This is a genomic window from Microcoleus sp. B4-D4, from assembly GCF_036705185.1.
GTDB lineage: Bacteria > Cyanobacteriota > Cyanobacteriia > Cyanobacteriales > Microcoleaceae > Microcoleus.
This window is the reverse complement of record NZ_JAUBTX010000013.1, coordinates 1-20,883: the sequence shown is the minus strand read 5'-3', so window position 1 is coordinate 20,883 and position 20,883 is coordinate 1. Positions and strand designations below refer to the sequence as shown.

Sequence of the window (20,883 nt, the reverse complement as noted above, 5' to 3'; positions counted from 1 at the left end):
GCGGGTGAAAAAAATAAAAAAGGAATCGATCCCCAGCTTTCAGCAATTAAGAACGTCCTAACCATCGGGCGCGGTTGCTATATTTATTCCCAAACAAGCTAGCAGTTATTCCCTTCCCTTCTCCTCTCTTCCTTAGCGCCCTTTGCGCCTTCGCGGTTCGTTAACAAAAACTCTTTCCCGCAACTAGAAACCCAAAATTACCTGTGCCAAGAAACCTTCGGCAAAATCTGGTTTTTATCGACGCGGTGCTGATATTTTGTAGCAAAATTCAACAGAGAATCGAGCAGGGAATCTGAGAGATAGTGCGGCTGCAAGCCTAGTTCTAGCAAACTGGTGTTTTTAGCATTGAAATAATGTTCTTCTTTCTCGACTCTGGGATTTTCGATGTTGTTGATTTCTACTTTTAATCCCATTGCCGTGCCTGCTTTTTGCACCAACAAGGCTAAGTCGCCGACGCTGAATTGTTCGGTGAATTGATTGAAAACGCGGAATTCTCCGGCGGCTGCGGGGTTGGCGATTGCTAATTCCACGCAGCGCACTGTATCCCGAATGTCTAGGAAGGTGCGGGTTTGTCCGCCGGTGCCGTAAACTGTCAGGGGATGACCGATCGCAGCTTGGATGCAAAATCTGTTCAATGCCGTACCGAATACTCCGTCGTAGTCCAAACGGTTGATTAACAGTTCGTCCATGCCGGTTTCTTCTGTGAGCACGCCGTAGACTACGCCCTGATTTAAGTCGGTGGCTCTTAAACCCCAGATTTTGCAAGCAAAATGGATGTTGTGGGAGTCGTGGACTTTTGACAGGTGGTAGAAACTGCCCGGTTGTTTGGGATAGGGTAGTGTATCTTTGCGGCCGTTGTGCTCGATCGTAATGTAGCCTTCTTCAATGTCAATATTCGGGGTGCCGTATTCGCCCATTGTCCCGAGTTTCACTAGGTGACAGTCGGGGAAGTCTTCGCGGATGGCGTACAGCAGGTTGAGTGTCCCGACGACGTTATTGACTTGGGTGAGGACTGCGTGTTCGCGATCAATCATTGAGAAAGGTGCCGAACGCTGTTCGCCAAAATGGACGATCGCCTCTGGTGCAAATTTTCTCATGCTTTTGCTGAGAAAATCGTAGTTGGTGATGTCACCGACGAACAAGTCGATCGACTTACCCGTTAAATCTTGCCATCGCTGGAGTCGTTGCTGAATCGGCGCGATAGGAGTGAGGGTGTCGCTGCACAGTTCCAGATCCCAGTGCCGCCGCACGAAGCTGTCGAGGATGCCAACTTCGTGACCTTTTTGAGAAAGGTAGAGTGCGGTTGCCCAACCGCAATAGCCATCGCCACCAATAACCAGGACTTTCATAAATCAACGGTGAATCTTGCTTGCCAATACTGGGTTAATGTACCAGGTAATGGTGCATTGTGAACCTTTAATCTGCAAGTGATCGCCCAAAAGAGACTCTGTTTTTCGGCATTAAACCTGAATTTCGTCGGCGAAACTGGCCCAGCGAGTGAATTCAAAGGGGCCGGCTTGAGCTCCCCAGACGTGGGCGTCGGTTTCTGGGTCGCGTCCGCGATCGTGACTGATAAACTTGTCTTGGTCGATCTCGAATTCGCTGTCTAGATAGGTGTTTTTGCCGTTTCTGACCACAGCGCAGCCTTTTCCGGGTTCGACGCACCCTTTGAAGCTGCTGCCCGTCCAGTGCGTGAGAAAGGTGCATCCGGGGAGCAGTTTCAGTTGCGCTGTTTTGATTTCTTGCAGCCGTTGGGGTTCGCGGGATGCGCCGTAGAATTGTGCTTCATTTTCGATCGCATAATTTTCGATGTCGATGCGATCGTCCGCCGGGACTAATTTTAACACTCGCACTCGGTACGGAGAGTTGATCTCGATGTCGTAGGCTTGTTCTAAATAAAGACTTACTCCGCCCAATACTTCCACGGGTAACGGTCTCATGCAGACGCGGATGTGGGCGAAAAAAGGCGGATTTTCAAAGGCTTGGGCTTGATTGCTGAAGTCGGCGGCCATCCAGCGGGCGAGGGTGACTATATCGGTGGAATGAGACATATCGATTTTAGATTTTAGATTTTAGATTTTGGATTGGGGGGAGTAGAAGTTATTTTAGGTTAAAGCGAGAGCGATCGATTGGCGATTTTGCTCTCCCACTTATTTAAAAATTCTGATTGAGGGATTTTCTCTTTTTTGGGGATACTCTTAATCAATCAATAAATCAATGCAACACAAGACTTGAGTTAGATCAATTTCTATCTAGCTTTTAACCGCAGATTTCAAGCGGATTAACACAGATGGACGCAGATAATTTAATGATGATTTGAAAGCAGTTGAGTACAAATCTAGTTTAAACTACTATAGGACTTACGCACGGGTATCATCACTTTTCTGTTTTCCCGAAATACTCTTGGGGATCATCTGTAGTTTTACATTTGTAGTGCTGTTTTGCGATCGAGTCTTGTATAGCTGTGCTGTGCGAGACAGCACTCAAAAAAAAATGCTTTGCGACAGAAATGAGATGCTCTCTACTATCGTTAAAGGCCGCTTAAACGACAAAAATCCGGTTTCTGGGGTATTGATGTGTAAGTCATATACAATATCGATCTCCACTAACAATTTTATGTCGAGTCTGCTTGCGATGCTTTGATCGGCAATGTTACACATAGAACTATTCGGTTCGCTAATTTTGCTAATTTATATCATTTTTCTAAAGATGTGCTAGAGATGAATTCTTAGCCCCCCCGAACTCGCGGGGGGGTTGGGGGGGTAATATCTAGGGCTACTTTATGAAATTGGTATTAACCAAGCTTCGCAGATATTTGCTGATTAACTTAGCTCCGCTCTCATTAACAACTCTGTGGTAGTGAAATATCAATTGTATCTATAGCAATTATCAAAAGATAAGTGACGAGTAATGGCCATATACATCAGACCTCTTGCAAAAATCCGAAAATACCCTGAAACCATCTGCGTCAATCGGTGTTTATCTGCCCGATATCTGCGGTTGCTCTATGACTCGAAGATTTCTGCAAGAGGTCTATCGATTATCAATTACTAAACAAACCAGCCTATATTACTTTAAAAACAAGTAATATAGGCTTTTTATAAGAAGAATTTAAATCTATGAACGTCGATATTTTATTGTTGATTTCATTATTATTGATTGCGTTAGGAGCAGGGTTTATGCTCTTGTCAATCATCAAAACTCAAAAAATTTTAAATTTACTAAAAGAACACAGTGGCTACCTAGCTTGGAAGATACTGCGGTTTTTGATGGTATTTTTTCTATTGGGATATTGCCTAGCTTTATTCTTACTTATAAATCAACAGTGGCAATTCCTTCCTATTTTGATTGGCTTAGTATTTTGCCTGGGTTCACTATTTGTTCTGCTTAACGTTAATATCTATCATTACACGTTCCAGCAATTATTAGCAACACGAGTTACTCAAGAGGTTTACCGTCGCGCTCAAATCGCAACAGAGACTACCTTATTTGAGCTTAAAAAAACCCAAGCAAAGCTGATTCATAGCGAGAAAATGTCCAGTCTAGGACAAATAGTGGCAGGTATAGCCCACGAAATTAACAATCCCATTGGTTTCATTCACGGCAATCTTAGACATATCGAGGAATACACTCAAATAATACTGAATTTGATACAGCTTTATCATAAATATTTACCACACCCTCCTATTGAAATTAAAACTGAATTAGAGGCGGTGGATTTTGATTTTGTGAAAAAAGATATTAGCAAAATATTAAAGTCTATGAATGTCGGCACTACCCGAATTAAAGATATTGTATTATCGTTACGTAACTTTTCTCGTTTAGATCAAGCTGAGTTTAAAAAAGTCGATATTCACGAAGGAATTGATAGCAGTCTGCTAATTTTAAGTCATCGTTTGAATGCTACTTCTACCCGCCCGCAAATTTCGATCGTCAAAAAGTATGAAGCGCTGCCAAAAATTGAGTGCTGTGCGGGACAATTGAACCAAGCATTTATGAATATTATCGCTAACGCTATTGATGCAATTGATGAAAGAAGTGTTATAGATAATATTAATCAACGTGAAATAAAGGTAGGTCAGATTGCTATTCGGACATCTGTAGTCGATGGATTTATTCAAATTGCGATCGCCGACAATGGATACGGCATACCAAAATCGATTCAAGGGCAAATATTCAATCCATTTTTCACCACGAAGGAAATCGGTAAAGGTACAGGAATGGGACTATCTATTAGCTATCACATTATTTGCGACAACCATCATGGTCAGCTAAATTGTTCCTCAATTCCGGGAAAACTAACAGATTTTACAATTTTGATTCCAATTATAATGTGAAGGTGAGTATGTCGTAATATAGCCTTTATCAAAAATGTGAGCAGCTTAGATTTTAGATTTTAGATTGGGGGATTTTAGATTGGGGGATTTGCTCGTTACCAGGAACATCCTGGTAACGAGCAATGGAAAATATGAGTTCAAAGACTATCGCTCAAGATTTCTTCAAAGGCAAAATTAGGAGCTGCTAGCACAAAGAGAGTTGTGGGTAATCCTTTCGCCATGTTCTGCAAATTTTCATAGTATTGAATGTAATCTTGGGTGTCTCTAGGGACGGCCATTCCTAAGAAAATTAGGTCTGCTTTTTCTGAAGAATCGTGGAGAATCTGATGAAAGGTTCTTCCGTCGGCTACTAACACTTGCGGCTGCGCTTCTATGCGTAAATCTGCGATCGCGCGGGCGAGATTGCTTTGGGCACTACGAGCAGCATTCTGGTCTTTCACCACTAATTTGAGATTAATGGTAGCTTCTCGCCAATCGCTTTCCGTGCGTAATAAATAGGCCAACAATAGCATCAAACTACCATTAGCTTTCAGTCCCCCCCACCAGACGTCTATGCGGCGGCGTGCTCCAAACCCTCGATCGCGATTTTCTCGCAAAATAACGATGCTGCGGCCGCAGGCGTGAATCGCAGCGATGTTCTGACAGTATCCCGATCGCCGTTCTGGACTTTCGCTATCCCCCAGAAGAATTGTATTGGGAACCAAAGACCCCAACCCGTAGGCTTCGATCAACCGCAGGGCCCCTACAAAAGGATCGCTTGCCATGAAAACGCGCACCAGGGCTTGAACGCTTCTCTGTTCGAGATAGTCCCGGATAGTGGCTTCTAACTGGGTTTGTTGGGCTAAATTCCGAGAGCCTAGTGGCAGAATGGTGGCAACTGTAATCAGTCCTCGGTTGTGGGTAAACGCATCAGCCAGTTCGATCGACGACCAGTGTTTGGTTGGCGCACCAGAGAGTACCAAAATATGGGGACGCCAGTTTTTCGTGTCTTCATCTGTACCCAATTTAAACAAGCAAAAGCGAAAAATAGCCAGCCAAAGGCCCCGTCGCACGTCTCCCCAGGCAGAGATCAATTCTCGTTGCTGCAGCCAGAAATAGATCCCTAGGACAATCATTCCAGCGATGACGGTGGCCACAGCATCAATTAAAAACATGACCGCCAAACAACCCAAAGCCCCCAACATAGATAGAGACCAATGGACGCGAAAGGTGGGGCGAAACGAGGGACTTTGCAAAAATCCTTCTATCCCGGCGGAGACGTTGAGAACTAAATAGGTGGTGAGGAAAAACATTGTCAGCACGGGGGCGATCAGGTTTAACTCGCCGATACAAACCGTCGCGGTTGCAATTCCAAGAGTTACTGCTGTCCCGATGCGCGGCTCATCACCCGCGCCGCTTCCTTGGCCGAGAAAGCTCAACCATCGAGGAAAAATGCCATCCCGAGCTAAGGCTTGTAAAACGCGGGGTGCGCCGAGAATACTACCTAGGGCGCTGCTCAAGGTTGCTCCCCACACGCCTAACAAAATTGCTGGGCCCCACAGAGACATTTGTTTCATAATCAGGGGATTGTCGATCAAACTCTGGGTATCTGCCCGCATAGCCAGAATCAATGGTAATCCCATATAGATCAAATATCCGGTGCCTACTGCTGCTAGCGTGCCCAGGGGAATCGATCGACTGGGATCTCGCAAATCTCCCGACATACTCACCCCAGCCATAATCCCTGTCACGGCAGGAAAAAATACCGCAAATACTGCCCAAAAGGGCTCCCCAGAAGCTGGAGTCTCAAACATCTGTGGGTTGGGGACATTTAAGGGGTTGCCCAATAGGAGGGAGATCAAGGAAAGGGCGATCGCTGCCATAATTATGTACTGAGCGCGAATGGCGATTTCTGCAGAAGTCAATGCCAATACTGCGACCAATACCGTTGTAATTAACGCTACGTACAACTGATTGAGTTGCGGGAAGGTTGCTACTACGCTTTCAGCAAACCCGAGGGTGTAGAGGGCTACGGAGAGGGCTTGGGCTAGATAAAGGGGAATGCCTACAGCACCGCCAATTTCTAGTCCTAGGGAACGACCGATCATATAGTACGCTCCGCCGACTCTAACGACGCGATCGGTGGCGATCGCGCCGATCGAAAGGGAGGTTAAAAAGGTAATGCTGGTGGAGAGGGTGACGATAATCAAGGTTCCCACCAAACCAACATTTCCGACAACCCAACCAAAGCGCAGATACATGATTACGCCCAGGATCGTCAAAACTGACGGTGTGTAGACACCCCCGAACGTTCCTAACCCAGATGATTTTTTCGTCATTGTTCTTAGTTATTTCAGGTATCAGAAGTATAAATCCTCAAAATCTAAAAACACGATCTATCACATCTGGTTAAATATTTATAGCAGTTCGAGCAAAAAATGAGGTATCGATCGATCAATACCTCAATCTAAAATCTAAAACTCGTACTGAGCGAAGCCTAAGTATCTAAAATATTTTTGAGAAAGACTATATTAAACCTATCCTATAATTGTTCGATCGGTCGAAGTATTGGCAGGCTAAATCTAGAGGAACAATTCAAGATTTTTTGCACGAATACTTCGTCCGATCGCAATTTTTACCAGAAGTTTAATGTTCTGGTTTTCACATTGAAGTTAGTAAATTAGATGAGTTTGACAGCCCGCAGACCAAACATCAGCACTGTCGCCAAGCCGACCATGCCCCCGAAAATCCCAAAATAAGCTATTGCTCCGGTAAGACTCATTGCAATTTCTCCCAAACAATCAATAAGAAGACATACACTAAGAACTATAATCTATAATCTAATATCTAAAATCAATAAATATGCACTCAGTGATAAAAGTTGACTTGGGGCCGCAATCTTACAATGTTTGCGTGCGATCGGGCGGTTTAGACGAACTCGGCAGTCGGATGGGCGAGATAAATTTGGGTAAAAAAGTGCTGCTGGTCTCGAATCAGTCGATTTTTCGGCACTACGGCGAAAGAGCAACAGCAGCCCTCGAATCTGCGGGTCTGGAAGTTAGTAGCTGCATCTTACCACCGGGAGAACAGTACAAAACTTTAAATTCGATCCAGAAGATTTACGGTGCGGCTTTGGCCAATCGCTTGGAACGTTCTTCGACAATGGTGGCTTTGGGCGGCGGGGTAGTTGGGGATATGACGGGTTTTGCTGCGGCGACTTGGCTGCGGGGAATTAATGTGGTGCAGGTTCCGACTTCGCTGCTGGCGATGGTTGATGCTTCTATTGGCGGGAAAACGGGGGTAAATCATCCTTTGGGGAAGAATTTAATCGGGGCTTTTCACCAGCCGCGTTTGGTTTTGATTGACCCGGATGTGCTCAAAACTCTGCCGGCGCGGGAGTTTCGTTCGGCGATGGCGGAAGTGATTAAGTACGGGGTGATTTGGGATGCTGAACTTTTCGCGAAGTTGGAGAATTGCAAGCGTTTGGATCAAATGCGCTATGTGAAGGCGGATTTGTTGGCGGAAATTTTGAGCAGGTCTTGTCAAGCTAAGGCTGATGTGGTCAGCAAGGACGAGAAGGAGTCGGGTTTGCGGGCGATTTTGAATTACGGTCACACGATCGGTCATGCTGTGGAAAGTTTGACTAATTACAAGGTCATCAATCACGGGGAAGGTGTGGCAATTGGTATGGCTGCGTCTAGCCGGTTGGCTGTGGAGTTGGGTATGTGGGACGCTGAGTGCGATCGCCGCCAGTCTGCTTTGATTGAAAAAGCGGGTTTACCTGCCAAGTTGCCTGCTGGTGTGGATGTTGAGGAGATTTTGAATACTTTGCAACTGGATAAGAAGGTGCAGGATGGTAAGGTGCGGTTTGTGCTGCCGGTGCGTTTGGGCGAGGCTGCTGTGAGCGATCGGGTGGACGGAGATGTAATTTTACAAGTTTTGAGGGAAATGCTTTAAGAAGTCATTAGTCATTAGTTAGTAGTCAGTAGTTAGGGCGGGCTGAATAAGTAGTCGTGCAAAATTAATTACACAATATTTCGCGTGAAAGCCTTACCTAGCAAGGAGTTTTTATGTAATTAATTTTGTGTAGTTACTTAAGTCGGAGAAACCTCAAGATCGATCGCACATTCAATCCGCCGACGAGCATAATTAAGATTGGTTTGACAGTTTTGAATCCAAGTTTTCAGAGTCACAAAACTTACATTCAGAACTGTCGAACCGGGTTAATTCCAGGTAGATCGGACACGGTACGGTTTTAGGAACCGCTCGACTGCGAGTTCATTTCTTCCAAAATTCGATCGACTCTAGTCGCCGCTTGAGTTCTGCCCTGCTTGATAAATAACTCCTTAGCTTTTTTGAGACTGGCTACTGCTTCGGCTTGCTTTTCCTTGTCTCCTTGCTGGAACAAACCGACTCCTAAATTGTTTAAAGCATCGGGATATCGATCGTTAATTTTAACTGCTTGTCTCCACTGCAAAATTGCCTCTGGCAACTGCCCTTGACTTGCCATCGCCACGCCTAAATCGTTGTAAGCTTTGGCGTGCTGTGGGTTGACTTCAACTGCTTTTTGGAATTGGACGATCGCATCGCTCATTTTACCTTGCCCGGAAAGCAGATTTCCCAGCTTATAATAAGTATCAGCTTGTTTCGGATAGCGAGCGATTATTTGTCGGTACAAAACTTCGGCATTGACCAGATTTCCTTGACCGTAGAGGTCGTTGGCAGTTCTCAAACCCACCGTGTAGCCTTTACCTACAACTTGGCACTTTTTCTCGGAATTGCCTTCCTGCTTGCAAATCCTGAGTTCGTCTCCCTTCATTTCGTAGGATATAACTTCGCGCACGGCAGGCCCCCGGCGCGGTGGCTGCGAGTTCTGCGACTGCAAGTTTTGCGAGAGTTGCAGGGCGATTGGTTCAGCTTGTACCGGTTGGGCCACTGCAATGTGGCAGATTCCTGCACCCGCCAAAATGCTTGGGGCGATCCACTTCAAAGGTTTGAACAAGCGAAACTCTCGATCGTTTTTCATTTTTGTGGAAAAGTGTTTTTGATATCCTGCGGTCAAATCGGGTACGTTAAGTCCGGCATATTAAGTCGGAAGCAATACGAGTAACTGTTAGGACTTATTAACAGTCGTGATATTTTAGCACTGTGCGGCTGATTTTGAGTTAAATTAGATTATATTTCCGATCGATTCTCAGTCAACCTTAGCAGGAAAGTAGAAATGGGGCCGTCTATTCTCACCATGCTCGTTACGCTCATCCTCGGCTACACTCTTAACTCAAGCGTCAAAATAATCAGCGGCGGGGATCAAGCTTTAGTCGAACGTTTGGGTCAATACAAGCGAACCCTCCAGCCCGGATTCCACTTTATCAGTCCTGTGGTCGAAAAAGTAGTCTGCGTGGACACAACCCGCGAACGAGTTTTAGATATTAAACCTCAGTCAGCAATCACGGGAGATAATGTGGCCCTTGAAGTCGATGCCGTTGTGTATTGGCGGGTTGTGAATTTGCAGAAAGCTTATTATGGAATCGATCAAATTGAAAATGCGATCGCCAACTTAGTTTTAACTACGTTTCGCGCCGAAATTGGTCGATTGCCCATGCAAGACATCTTGGGTTCCCGAGATGACATGAATAAAAAGTTACTCAAGAAGTTGGACGAAGCTACCGAAACTTGGGGCGTTAAAGTAATTCGCGTAGAAATTCAAAGCATTACACCTCCGAAAAGGGTGCAAGAAGCTATGGAAGAAGAGCGGGCTACCAAGAGCGAGTGGCAAGCAATGGTCAATAAGGCGATCGGTACTAAAGAGTACATGAGGCTCTTAGTTGAAGCTTTAGACTCCCATCCGAATAGCAAACAAGTTTTGAATTACTTAGTAACTGAAAAATACTTAGACGCTCAACAAAAATTAGGCGAAAGCGATAACGCCAAAATTCTGTTTATGGATCCGAGGAGCATGAGCGAAGCTCTGGGCGAGCTGATGGGTTCTATGCCCGATGTGATTCATTCTGAGGGCGGGGAAATAAAAGTTATCGATAGCAACACTTCTCAAGACTGATTTCTGAAGATAGCGTCGGCCACCAGACAAACATCGTGCATTTCTCTGACATCGTGAACTCGCAAGATATCGGCCAAATTTGCGATCGCACTTGTACAAGCCGCCGCTGTCCCCCAAATTCTTTGTTTAGCTTCCGGCTGCTGCAAAATCTGACCGATGAAGCTTTTGCGCGATACTCCGACTAAAATCGGACAGTCCAAAAAACAAAATTTTGGCAACTGTTGTAGAATTTCCAAGCTTTGACTGTAAGTCTTAGCAAAGCCAATACCGGGGTCGATAATTATCTGAGATTTGTCAATTCCCGCAGCAACTGCCGCCGCAATTCGGCTCTCTAAAAATTCCCCAATTTCCCCTATTAAATCCCGATAGTCAGTTAGTTTTTGCATCGTCTCAGGAGTTCCCCGAATGTGCATCAAAATTATCGGCACTTTCAACTGAGCAACGGTTGACAGCATTTCCGAGTCAAAAGTTGCTCCCGAAATATCGTTGACAATATCAGCTCCGGCCTCAACAGCAGCTTTGGCAACATCCGCTCTGGTAGTATCTACCGAAATCGGAACTGACCCAAAAACATCGGTTTTTTGTCGCAGTAATTCTACGAGAGGTATCACGCGATCGAGTTCCTCTGCTAAGGATATTTCCGCTGCACCGGGCCGCGTAGATTGACCGCCAATATCAATAATATCTACGCCATATTTTACCATATTTTCAGCTTGCGCTAAAGCAGATTCTATGCTATAGAATTCACCGCCGTCGCTAAAACTGTCAGGCGTAATATTCAAAACACCCATTAAATAAGTGCGTTTTCCCCACTCGAAAGCTTTATTTCTAATAATAATTTGGGCTGAGTTAGGTGTCATGGCGAGTGAGATTTTAAATTAGAGATTTTAGGTTGGATATCCTGTCCGGTAGATTAGCATAACAAAAACGGTTTGTAGTGCGGACTCGCATTCCGCATCCTGAGAGCGGACTTGCATTCCGCACTACGAACCATTTTTTAAAATGAGGTTTTTTAAAGTCTGATATGTCCAAGATTCTTCAACCAAAAGTCAACCAGCTAAAAACATTATCAACGGTCAATTCTAACTCAATTCCATTAATAATTGGCAACTGATCTGTACCTCGGTACAATTCTACTTTTTGTCCGGGAAATACAGCTAAAATACTTTCTTCCTCTGGATCTAGCAACCAACCCAACTCAGTACCCTGTCGCGAACAGTGCAGCAATTTACCAAGGACTTTTGTTTGGCTTTGGTTTGGGGATAAAATTTCGATCGACCAATCTGGATTAATTTCAAAGATGTTGGCAATTCTACCCGAAGGCAAAAAAGGAATTCTTTCCCATCGGAATACTGCTATATCTGGTACGATCGCCATACCGCCAAAAGTGCAGCGCAATTCGGGAAAAGCCTTAGCAATTTTCCGAGATTCCGCTACTCGATCGATAGTCTCGCAGAGTGCGCCTCGAAGTATGCTATGTTCGCCTTGAGGCATGGGTTTCTGAAGGATTTCTCCCTCAAGAAATTCTGAGGCTGGTTCAGTTTCAGGAAGTTTGAGGAACTCCTCTAAAGCGGGTTTGGCTTGAACGATCGCATTCATGGAAAAATTCTCTCGATTGGAGAAATACTCACAGGCACATAACAATTATAGGCGATCGCTCGAACGTCGTATTATTTATCATCCTCAAATAAGTCCAGCCGTTGACATCAAGGGAATTGGAAGAAGCTGGTAGCCCAAAAGGTGGTTAGTTGCCCCATCATCAACTGGGTACTGGAAGATTTTGGGGTAACTCGTAAAGATTGTCATTTCTCAACATCAAAACGCCTCAGACAACCACCAATTAGCAATTACCAATTAGCACATACTAATTATTTATAATTGACAATTCGAGCAAAGCTCGCAGCTTCCAAACTCGCACCGCCTACCAAAACTCCGTCAATCTCAGGCATCGCCATAACTTCATCAATATTCTCACCTTTGACAGAGCCGCCGTACTGAATCGGCACGTCAGGATTAGTCAATTTAGAGCGAATCAAACCAATAACTCGGTTAGCTTCCTTTGTTTCGCAAGTATCGCCAGTGCCGATCGCCCAAATCGGTTCGTAAGCTATTACTAAGTTATCTTGGTCAACACCAACCAAATCCTCAGCCAACTGAGAGAAAATATGAGCTTCTGTTTCCCCTAAATCCCGCTGCTGCTTCGTCTCTCCCACGCAGAGAATTGGAATTAAGCCGTATTTCTGAGCAGCTTTCAGCCGCAAATTCACCGTTTTGTCAGTTTCCCCAAAATATTGACGGCGCTCGCTGTGGCCGACGATGACGTAGCGAACCCCAATTTCTGCCAACATTAACCCGGAAATTTCGCCAGTAAAAGCTCCCGACTCTTCCCAGTGAACGTTCTGAGCACCGAGTCTGATGCGGCTGCCATGAAGGTTTTTCGAGAGGGCGCTCAAATCTGTAAAAGGAACGCAAAGCACGACTTCCCGTTCCTCTGGGGTTTCCGTCAAGCAGGACATGAATCCTTGAAGAAACTCTAGGGATTCTGCCCTAGTTTTGTACATTTTCCAGTTGCCAGCTATAACGATTTTACGCACTACTTTTTTAAATCCTTGTCCTTACAACGCAATATATAGTCTAAAGCTTTAGGGTACATTTCGATCCCTTATTGTCCAAACTCGATGCGAGCTTGCTCAACTAAGTCAACTGTGACGACTTGGGTTTCGGCGGTGCGGGCCAATTGCTCGATGCGGACGCGGGCTTGTCCCCGGACAAAATAGGGAATATTTTTCAGCTTAGCCTTGGCTTGGGGCGTCCATTTTAAATCGTCTGAGAATTCGGAATCTGGCATGGCGTATGGGTCGATCGACTGTAAGCGCTTAGTTTGCTATTTTAAAAAAAGCCTGTCTGACTGAATTTACCATGTTCAGGCGCGGGCGATCGAACTGGGCTTGACTCGGCGGTTAAAACCGAGACTCTACATAAACAAAGCTAACCGTAGTCAGGGGGCGCGAATCCTTGAGTAGGCGACAAAAACATTCAGCCCCCTGACGCACCCTACAATAACTGCCCAAAAGAAATAGCCGCCACAAAGACGATGATTGGGGAGTGAGCGGTATGTGCTTGTTAAGCAAGACAACAAATCGATGGAGCCACCGAGAGGTTATCTTTGAGAATCAGAAGTTTCTGCTGCGGCTCGTCTCAACCGTTAGACAGCCAGATTCCCTGTTAAACTATAAGAAAGACTGTCTCAGTTGAGACCTCCTTAATAATGTCTGAGAAAAATTTGTTATCTGAAATTACTCACTGCCCTCATGCACGGAAATGTCTAGAAGATCCTTCTACAGAAAATCCCTGCCGTGACATAGTTAATTCTCAAAAATCGCTCGATTTAGACAATTTCCAAATACCTGAACCTTGGAGTGGGCAGATCGAGCAAGCGCCTATTCTTTTTTTGAGTTCAAATCCATCAATTGGTTCTGATGAAGTCTACCCCACTTGGCGTTGGTCAGATAACGATATAAACAATTACTTTAATTATCGTTTTGGAGGAGGGCAAAAGGATTGGATTATCAATGGTAAACAATCCTTGATGAAGGATGGGACATATAGTCGTGCTGTTAAGTTTTGGGCAGCAGTCCGTCAACGTGCGATTGAATTATTGCAACGGGATGTTAATCCAGGAATTGATTATGCTCTCACCGAAATAGTACATTGCAAATCCCATTCTGAAATTGGCGTAGAACAAGCTCAGGATCAATGCGTAAAAGCCTATTTATTGAGGACTTTAGAACTATCAAGAGCAAAAGTCATTGTGGTTCTAGGAGCTCCTGCGCGCCAAGCGATCCAAAGTCAATTCAATATTTCCTCAACAGCTTCGATATCCGAGTCCATTAAAATCGGGGACTATGAGAGATTTTTTGCTTTTCTTCCACATCCAAATGCGCGAATGCCTCGTTCTTTTATTAAGTGCTTACAGGATGATGAACTTGAAAGTCTACGTGCTTCTTTGCGATAGCATCAAAACATAGGGAGAGACACGGGCAGTCGCACAAGCCCATGTACACGAAGCGCCGCAAGTCTATCGGTGAAGTAAGGTTGTAGAAAATAGCGATCGCTAAACCTATTGATATTACTCGTTAAGCAATCTTTGCCACAATACCCTCACTTCTTCCTGATCCAACTCAATCCCCAATGAATATAGAACAAGTAGATGCACCCTGATGACAACCTTCGGCTTTAAGCTGAAGGTTTTTTATTATATCACCAACTCTTCAAAGTGATTCAAACATTGCTGAAAAATCTGGTAACGCCGCACACTCTTCCTCAAATGCTTCCGCATCCCCCACATCTTCAACCTCGTATTGCATAATGCGATCACCAGGGGACTGTTAGCTAACCGTAGGGTGCGTCAGGGGGCCCGAATCCTTGAGTAGGCGACGAAAACATTCAGCCCCCTGACGCACCCTACAATAACTCGGGGAGGACAACACTAATGACTGATGACTGATGACTAATGACTAATGACTGATGACGGCTGATTAATCGGAATCTCGATCGCAAACTCTGTACCTTTGCCCAATTGAGAACTACACTTAAAAACACCGCCGTGTTTCTCTACCACAATTTGGTAACTAATTGACAATCCCAATCCAGTACCTTTTCCCACCGACTTAGTGGTGAAAAAAGGGTCAAATATGCGTTGTATCATAGATTCCGAAATTCCCGGGCCGTTGTCAGAAATCAGAATCACCGCGCTAGGAACATTGCCATTAAGTTGACCCACAGCACTAGAGATTTTAATTTGAGGAGTCACAGATTTACCAGAAAGCAACTTTTCCGATTCCAAAGCATCGATCGCATTTCCGATGACATTCATAAACACCTGATTCAACTGTCCCGCATAACACTCAACCAGAGGCAAAATGCCGTACTCTTTAACTAGCACAATATGTGCACTGTCGGGATTAGACTTCAACCTGTGCTGCAAAATTAACAGCGTGCTGTCAATGCCTTCGTGAATATCAACCGCCTTCATTTGACTTTCGTCCAGCCGAGAGAAATTTCTCAAAGACAGAACAATTTGACGGATGCGATCTGCTCCCACCTTCATCGACAATAGCAATTTAGGCAAATCTTCCAGCAGAAATTCCAAGTCAATTTCTTCGGTCAATTCAGCAATTTCAGAACTAGAATCTGGATATTGCTGCTGGTAAAGTTCCAGCAAAGTCAGCAAATTTTCAGTATAATCACTGGCGTGATTGAGATTTCCGTAAATAAAATTAACGGGATTGTTAATTTCGTGAGCAATGCCTGCCACCAGTTGCCCCAAACCCGACATTTTTTCAGTCTGAATCAATTGAGCTTGAGTTTGCTGTAAATCCTTTAAATTTTGAGCAATTTGTGCGGATTGTAGTCTCGTTTGATCCAGAAAATCGGCTTGTTGGATAGCTACGCCTAACTGATTGGCGACTTGAGCTAAAAATTTAACTTCTGAACTTTCCCAGTAGCGCGGCCCAGAATGTTGATAAGCTGCCAGCAAGCCCCAAAGTTCTTGTCCCAAAAAAATTGGGGCGATCGCATAAGCCTTCACCTGAAATTGCTCTAAAATACCGACGACACACTCCGAGTGACAAGCTTGATAAATATCGTCAACGGCTAGAGTTTGATTATTGCGATACCTGCCGCCTCGGTGTTGCTGCAAATAAGTATCTTCCCAAACTGTATTGATATCTTCCCCTACCAATCTTTTCCAGCCATCCTTGACAAACTCAGCAACATATTCGCCGCCCCAATCAGGATTAAAGTGATAGACAGCCATTCTATCGACTTGCATAAACTGACAAAGTTCTTGGGTTGCAGTCTGAAAAATCAGGTTCATATCGAGAGATTCTCGAATCTTTGTCACAACTTCAAACAGTATCCGCTGTTGCTCAGATGTCCTCTGGAGGTCGATCGTTTGCTGCCGCGTTTGAGCGAGCAAATCTGCTTGTTCTAATGCAACGCTCAACTGAGCTCCAACTTGCGTCACAAATTGGATTTCCGAAGTATTCCAATTGCGCGGGCTGTCGCATTGGTGCACGCACAGCAAACCCCAAAGTGCGCTGCCATTCATCATAGGCATAATTATTTGCGCCTTAATTTGAAATTGAGCTAAAAGAGCAGTGTGGCAGTCTGAGAGTCCCGCAGTTTCGATGTGTGGCAGCACTTGAATTTGTCCCTGACTGTATTTTTCTGCATACTTTTCGCTAAAGAAACGATCGTAAACTTTCACATTGATTGCTGAATCAAAAGCTGGCAAAACAGCTTCGGCAATAAATTCGCCTTCATTGAAATTTAAATCAGGGTCGAAGCGATAAATTCCAACTCTATCTGCAGTTAAAATCCGCCGCAGTTCTGTCGTTGTCGTGCGAAAGATTTTATCTAAATCGAGGGATTGTCGAATCTTAGTAACCACCTCAAATAGTATCCGCTCCTGCTCGGCTGCCCGCTGCAAATCAACTGCTTGCTGCTGAGTTTGAGCGAGCAAATCTGCTTGTTCTAGGGCGATGCTGAGCTGAGCGGAAATTTGGGTAAGAAACTGAATTTCCGAAGATTCCCAGTTGCGGGGAGCCGAACACTGATGTACGCACAGCAACCCCCAAAGGTCGTTGCCTTTCATTACTGGTGCAACTAAAGTAGCTTTCACCTGAAATTGATCTAATATTTGCCGAAAACAATCTGGGAGTCCGACCTGTGTGATGTCGGGTAGTGCGTGAACTCGCCCCCGAGAGTAGAGCAGGGCGTATCTTTCTCCAAAGCAATGATCGTGTACTTTGACTGCCATTGCTGACAGAAAATCTGGCAAAACATCTTCGGCAACAAATTCGCCATCCTTAAATTCCGATGCAGGATCGAAGCGGTAAACCCCAACGCGATCGGCATTTAAAGCCCGCCGCACTTCCTGGGACATCGTGTTAAAAATCCTGTTCAAGTCTAGGGATTCCCGCATTTTTGCCACAACTTCAAACAGCACTCGCTGCTGTTGGGTCAACTGGTGCAGTTGATCCGTGCGCTCTTGAACTTGATTTTCTAAATTAACATTAAGTTCATCTATTTGTTGGTGAAGCTGTGAGTGGTTAATCGCCTGAGAAAAAAATCTGCCAAAAGTTTTTACTAATTCAAGTTCTTCAGCATTCCATTTGCGAACTTGGGCGGTTTTTGACTCTTTCCATATTTCAAAAGATATCCGAGATTGGGCGAGCCGCCCGTCGGCATCCAACTGTCCGGCCCAGAGAGTTTCGGTGTCAAATTGTTCTCGAAAAATGCTCAAGTAACCGAATATTTGCTGGCTGGTTCTGAGCGGTACGATTAAAATGCTACGAATTTTGGTCGATCGAAATGCAGGTTGCAGGCTTCTCAAAGTGCTAATTTTGTACAAGTCGGGAATTGCCCAAACTTGTTGCTCGCCGGATTTAAAATATTCGTGCCAGACGCTGTATTGCTCTACCTGCTGGTATTTTGCCGAAATTTGCATCCTCGGCCCGGAGCCACAAGTGTAGACTTTGAGTGTGGGAGTGGAATTGTTCGAGTCGGGCTCTAAACTGGTGATTTTGCTGTCGAAAATGCACAGCCTGCCGCCGGCTCCGGCTAGTGCAGCTACACATTCTGCCAAAGCTGCTTGCAGTTCCATCGCGGGGTGGGAGTGCAGGGCTGCGGTGACGCGGTTGACGGCAGCTTCCCGCTGAGCTTTGGCTTGGGCGAGGGCGAGGAGGGTTGATTGGGCTATGGCTACGCCGAGCTGATCTGCCACCATCTGAACGCCTTGCAGTTCCTCTTCTGCGATACTCCGGGATTCGGAGTGGTGAGATACCAACAACCCCCAGAATTCTGCGCCGTGAAAAATTGGTACTGCCAAGGAAGCTTTGACACCGAGTGCGCTCAAGTATTCGGCGTGGCAGGGGTCGATCGCCCGAAAGCGCACTCCGTCGGGCAGCAGTTGACCGGAAACCGCGTCGCGGCGGGGACTTTGGCCGAGCAGCCCGGAATCGATATCGGCGATCGATCGCACTTGTAGTTGCGCGAACAGTTGGCGGGCGTCAGGGGGAATATCGTCTGCTGGAAAATGCAGTCCTAATAAAGATGGCAAGCGGTTGCCGTTAATTGATTCGGCAATCACTTCACCGCTGCCGTCGCTATGAAATTTGTAGATTTTAACTCTGTCTGTTCCCAAGAAGGATTGAACTTCTGCTGCTGTGGCACCGAGAATTTCTGGCAGTTCTAGAGAGTGGCGAATGCGGTTGGCAATGCGATCGAGTAAATTTGCTCGATCGTAACTTACCTGGACATTTTCGATTTTTAATGAGTCCATTATTAATTTTTTGCTTTCCCAGCAATAACAGTAAGCGGCACAAAAGTTTTGTGCGTGTTTAAAAAATTGTCAAGCACAGTTATTTAATCAAAAATATGAATATCCTGAGAACAATTGTCGATTTGTTTTGTACCGCTAGCGAGCTGCCTTCAAACAGCAACTTTTGATGACTTTTTTCAATTTTGTGCGATTAAAACTTTTGTACCTTAATTAAATATAAACTTTGTAGACCCGGCCTTGCAAGCTCTTTACCCGAAAGCATGAAAAATGTCAAGTGTCAAGACTTGCATAATTATTTATAAAACGGTCGATCGACCGTAACGCCAATTTTTATGCGATGTAGCGTCCTGACAGTTAGGACGTTCTTGATGGCCCAAAGCCATGCAGTCTATTGCTTCTTTCTTGTTCCATCCATCCATTCGTTACATCCCGTACATTGCTCGTTGCCGAATTTCCTTCTGCTATATTTACTCAAAAAAAAGCTCCTGCTTAACCGCAGGAGCTTTTTTTTGACTAGACCATCAAATCAGCGTAAGCTCGATCGATTAGTCCAAGTTAGGCATAGACATCACAGCTTCATTTTCGCGATCGATACCTCTCTCAAAACCAGCAACAGCAGCGCGAGCGCGACCCGCGTGCCACAAGTGGCCGACCAAGAAGAAGAAACCCATCACAAAGTGGAAACAGGACAACCAAGAACGAGGAGACGTGAAGTTAAACGAGTTAACTTCAGTTGCCACGCCGCCCACAGAGTTCAAAGAACCCAAAGGAGCGTGAGTCATGTATTCAGCAGCGCGGCGAGCTTGCCAAGGCTGAATATCGTTTTTGATTTTGTTCAAGTCCAAACCGTTAGTACCGCGCAGGGGTTCCAACCAAGGGCCTTGGAAATCCCAGAAACGCATCGTTTCACCGCCGAAAATGATTTCGCCAGTAGGAGAGCGCATCAGGTACTTACCCAGACCGGTAGGGCCTTGTGCAGAGCCGACGTTAGCACCCAAGCGTTGGTCGCGGATCAGGAAGGTCAAAGCTTGTGCTTGAGAAGCTTCCGGGCCCGTCGGGCCGTAAAATTCGCTAGGGTAAGCAGTGTTGTTGAACCAGACAAAGCAGGCGGCGATGAAACCCATCAGGGACAAAGCGCCCAAGCTGTAAGACAGGTAAGCTTCACCAGACCAGATTAAGGCACGGCGAGCCCAGCCGAAAGGCTTGGTCAAAATGTGCCAAACACCGCCACCGATACAAATCAAGCCGAGCCAGATGTGACCGCCGATGATGTCTTCCATGTTGTTGACGCTGACAATCCAGCCTTCGCCACCAAAAGGAGAACGAGTCAAATAGCCAAAAATCACGGCAGGATTCAGAGTGGGGTTCGTGATAATACGCACGTCGCCGCCGCCCGGAGCCCAAGTGTCGTAGACACCGCCGAAGAACATGGCTTTAGCAACCAGCAGCAAGCAGCCGCCACCCAATAAAATCAGGTGATAACCGATGATGTTGGTCATCTGGTTTTTGTCTTTCCAGTCGTAGCCGAAGAATGAAGAATATTCTTCGAGAACTTCCGGGCCGCGAACGGCGTGATAAATGCCGCCCAAACCGAGAACAGCAGATGAAATCAAGTGAAGAACGCCGACTACGAAGAACGGGAAGATATCAATGACTTCACCGCCGGGGCCGACGCCCCAACCCAAAGTAGCGACGTGGGGCATCAAAATTAACCCCTGTTCGTACATGGGCTTTTCTGGGATAAAGTGAGCGACTTCAAACAAAGTCATTGCTCCGGCCCAGAACACGATCAAACCAGCGTGAGCGACGTGTGCGCCCAAGAGTTTGCCGGAGAGATTGATTAAACGAGCGTTGCCAGACCACCAAGCGAACCCAGAGGATTCTTGGTCGCGACCGCTTACATAGGAATTAGAGAGCGTTACCACGCGGTAGAACCTCCAACGATGTTAGTTTTGGGATTTTGGGTTTTTTGTGCCTCGGGCGATCGCGGTGAACCCGCGATCGCCCGAGGCACAGGTATTTGGATTTCCAATTAGAATTTAAAAAACTTAAATTAATCTGAAATCCAAATCCTGATTTTTTTAAAGTGCGTTACCGCGAGGAAGAACTTCTTCTGGGAACATGAAGTTTTCGTGAGGTTGGTCGATCGGAGCCATCCAAGC

The 20,883-nt window shown here is 45.6% G+C and carries 16 protein-coding genes; 4 read left to right on the top strand and 12 right to left on the bottom strand.

Translation table 11 applies throughout. From position 1 onward, the window contains the following. Positions 1–197 precede the first annotated feature (197 nt). On the bottom strand, positions 198–1,349 hold the full coding sequence (locus tag QUB13_RS12675; RefSeq protein ID WP_333089210.1) for an NAD-dependent epimerase/dehydratase family protein: 1,152 nt from the start codon (positions 1,347–1,349) through the stop codon (positions 198–200). A gap of 111 nt (positions 1,350–1,460) precedes the next feature. Next, positions 1,461–2,051 (bottom strand): chromophore lyase CpcT/CpeT, encoded by a 591-nt coding sequence (locus QUB13_RS12670; protein WP_333381141.1) that lies wholly within the window; start codon positions 2,049–2,051, stop codon positions 1,461–1,463. Positions 2,052–3,119: 1,068 nt separating this feature from the next. On the opposite strand from QUB13_RS12670, the gene QUB13_RS12665 reads away from it, so the two are divergent. Further along, the gene (locus QUB13_RS12665; protein ID WP_333381139.1) at positions 3,120–4,337 is read left to right on the top strand and encodes a sensor histidine kinase; all 1,218 of its coding nucleotides are present in this window, start codon (positions 3,120–3,122) and stop codon (positions 4,335–4,337) included. 137 nt (positions 4,338–4,474) lie between these two features. On the opposite strand, the gene QUB13_RS12660 is transcribed toward QUB13_RS12665, so the two are convergent. Then, positions 4,475–6,655, bottom strand: a complete 2,181-nt coding sequence (locus QUB13_RS12660; RefSeq protein ID WP_333381136.1) for a Na-K-Cl cotransporter — start codon at positions 6,653–6,655, stop codon at positions 4,475–4,477. Between the two features lie 341 nt (positions 6,656–6,996). Then, on the bottom strand, positions 6,997–7,098 hold the full coding sequence (gene petL, locus QUB13_RS12655; protein WP_194010188.1) for a cytochrome b6-f complex subunit PetL: 102 nt from the start codon (positions 7,096–7,098) through the stop codon (positions 6,997–6,999). Positions 7,099–7,178: 80 nt separating this feature from the next. Between petL and aroB the strand changes: the two genes are divergently transcribed. Then, entirely contained in the window at positions 7,179–8,273 is a 1,095-nt protein-coding gene (aroB, locus tag QUB13_RS12650; RefSeq protein WP_194010187.1) for a 3-dehydroquinate synthase, read from the top strand. Positions 8,274–8,571: 298 nt separating this feature from the next. Here the strand turns inward: aroB and QUB13_RS12645 are convergent, their stop codons facing one another. After that, on the bottom strand, positions 8,572–9,342 hold the full coding sequence (locus QUB13_RS12645; protein WP_333381133.1) for a tetratricopeptide repeat protein: 771 nt from the start codon (positions 9,340–9,342) through the stop codon (positions 8,572–8,574). A 195-nt stretch (positions 9,343–9,537) separates the two neighbouring features. Here QUB13_RS12645 and QUB13_RS12640 point away from each other — a divergent pair, with 195 nt between their 5' ends. Then, entirely contained in the window at positions 9,538–10,374 is an 837-nt protein-coding gene (locus tag QUB13_RS12640; RefSeq protein ID WP_333381130.1) for an SPFH domain-containing protein, read from the top strand. Here the strand turns inward: QUB13_RS12640 and folP are convergent. The 4 genes from folP to QUB13_RS12620 all read right to left on the bottom strand — a co-directional run bounded on the left by folP (position 10,365) and on the right by QUB13_RS12620 (position 13,222). Then, on the bottom strand, positions 10,365–11,234 hold the full coding sequence (gene folP, locus QUB13_RS12635) for a dihydropteroate synthase (protein ID WP_333381127.1): 870 nt from the start codon (positions 11,232–11,234) through the stop codon (positions 10,365–10,367). The genes QUB13_RS12640 and folP overlap by 10 nt on opposite strands. Positions 11,235–11,412: 178 nt before the next feature. Beyond that, on the bottom strand, positions 11,413–11,973 hold the full coding sequence (locus QUB13_RS12630; RefSeq protein ID WP_333381126.1) for a Uma2 family endonuclease: 561 nt from the start codon (positions 11,971–11,973) through the stop codon (positions 11,413–11,415). A 269-nt stretch (positions 11,974–12,242) separates the two neighbouring features. Further along, positions 12,243–12,968: a triose-phosphate isomerase gene (gene tpiA, locus QUB13_RS12625; protein ID WP_194068146.1), complete on the bottom strand. Its 726-nt coding sequence runs from the start codon at positions 12,966–12,968 to the stop codon at positions 12,243–12,245. 68 nt (positions 12,969–13,036) lie between these two features. Beyond that, complete coding sequence (locus tag QUB13_RS12620) at positions 13,037–13,222, bottom strand: PCP reductase family protein (RefSeq protein WP_333381124.1); 186 nt, start codon at positions 13,220–13,222, stop codon at positions 13,037–13,039. A gap of 420 nt (positions 13,223–13,642) precedes the next feature. On the opposite strand from QUB13_RS12620, the gene QUB13_RS12615 reads away from it, so the two are divergent. Beyond that, on the top strand, positions 13,643–14,389 hold the full coding sequence (locus tag QUB13_RS12615) for a uracil-DNA glycosylase family protein (RefSeq protein ID WP_333381121.1): 747 nt from the start codon (positions 13,643–13,645) through the stop codon (positions 14,387–14,389). Between the two features lie 495 nt (positions 14,390–14,884). Here the strand turns inward: QUB13_RS12615 and QUB13_RS12610 are convergent, their stop codons facing one another. The 3 genes from QUB13_RS12610 to psbC all read right to left on the bottom strand — a co-directional run bounded on the left by QUB13_RS12610 (position 14,885) and on the right by psbC (position 20,646). Further along, positions 14,885–18,721 carry a GAF domain-containing protein gene (locus QUB13_RS12610; protein WP_333381118.1) on the bottom strand — a complete coding sequence of 1,279 codons (3,837 nt, stop codon included), beginning with the start codon at positions 18,719–18,721 and terminating at the stop codon, positions 14,885–14,887. Between the two features lie 296 nt (positions 18,722–19,017). After that, a complete protein-coding gene (locus QUB13_RS12605; protein ID WP_333381115.1) occupies positions 19,018–19,140 on the bottom strand; it encodes a hypothetical protein in 123 nt (40 codons plus the stop codon). Positions 19,141–19,266: 126 nt separating this feature from the next. Continuing rightward, positions 19,267–20,646 (bottom strand): photosystem II reaction center protein CP43, encoded by a 1,380-nt coding sequence (gene psbC / locus QUB13_RS12600; RefSeq protein ID WP_333117793.1) that lies wholly within the window; start codon positions 20,644–20,646, stop codon positions 19,267–19,269. Positions 20,647–20,883 lie beyond the last annotated feature (237 nt).